Annotated in this window: 1 protein-coding gene; it reads right to left on the bottom strand. The window is 73.8% G+C overall.

Going from position 1 to position 1277, the window contains the following annotated elements:
• Positions 1 to 1277 (bottom strand): amino acid adenylation domain-containing protein (locus G7B67_RS13075; RefSeq protein WP_166213130.1); only part of this gene is annotated, 1277 nt, incomplete at both ends.

Below are 1277 nucleotides of genomic sequence, written 5' to 3' on the forward strand. Positions count from 1 at the left end.
CCGCGCACCTTGACCTGCTGGTCCAGCCGGCCCAGGAACTCCAGCTGCCCGTCGCCGCGGTAACGCACCCGGTCCCCGGTCCGGTACAGCCGCTCGCCCGGCGCGCCGAACGGATCGGCCACGAACCGCTCGGCGGTCAACGCCGGCTGGTGCAGGTACCCCCGCGCCAGCCCCGCCCCGCCCAGGTACAGCTCCCCAGCCACCCCCAGCGGCACCGGCTGGCGGTGCCCGTCCAGGACGTACGCCCGCGTGTTCGCCACCGGCCGGCCGATGCACACCGGGCCCGGGCTGCCCCGCTCCACCCGCGACCACGTCGAATACGTCGTGTCCTCCGACGGCCCGTACAGGTTGAACACCGCCGACGCCCCGGCCGCATACACCGCCTGCGCCAGCGCGTTGGACAAGGGCTCCCCGGCCAGCGCCACGCACTGCACCGAGGCCGGCAGCCCGCCACCGCGCACCAGCTCGGCCATCGCCGAGGGCACCGTGTTCACCAGCGTCACCCCCGCCGACGCCGGCAGCTGCGCCAGCGCCAGCACGTTCTCCACCACGATCGCCCGATCCCCCCAGCTCAGTGGCAGGAACAGCTCGAACACCGACAGGTCGAAGCAGATCGACGTCGATGCCAGCATCCCGGCCCGCTGCGCCGGGGTGAACGCCTCGCGCGCCCAGTGCAGCAGCGCCACCGTGCTGCGGTGTTCGATCGCCACGCCCTTGGGCTGCCCGGTCGAACCGGAGGTGTAGATCACGTAGGCCAGCGCCCCCGGATCGGCCGGGCCATCGCCCGCCAGGTCCCCCGACGCCTGCCCCGCGATCGCCTCGGCCGCGGCCTCCAGCGCACACACCGGCACCGTGTCGGCCAGCAACGCCTCCCAGCGCCGGTGCGCCAGCACCAGCGCCACCTGCGCATCGGCCAGCATGAACCGCACCCGTTCGCGCGGATACGCCGGATCCAGCGGCACATACGCCGCCCCGGCCTTGAGCACCGCCAGCAAGGCCACCACCAGGTCCAGGCCCCGGTCCAGGCAGATCCCGACCCGCTGGCCGCCGCCCACCCCCTGCTGGCGCAGGTAGCGCGCCAGCTGGTTGGCCCGGGCGTTGAGCTGCCCATAGCTCAGCGCCTGCGCCCCGTGTTCGACCGCGATCGCCTCCGGCGTGCGCCCCACCTGCGCCTGGAACAGCTCATGGATCCGCGCCTGGTCCGGATACGCCACCGCGGTGGCGTTGAAATCATGCAGCAACTGCTGCCGCTCGCCCGCATCCAGCAGCGCCAGCGT

The sequence above is a fragment of the Cognatiluteimonas telluris genome, assembly GCF_011320095.1.
Taxonomy (GTDB): domain Bacteria; phylum Pseudomonadota; class Gammaproteobacteria; order Xanthomonadales; family Xanthomonadaceae; genus Cognatiluteimonas; species Cognatiluteimonas telluris.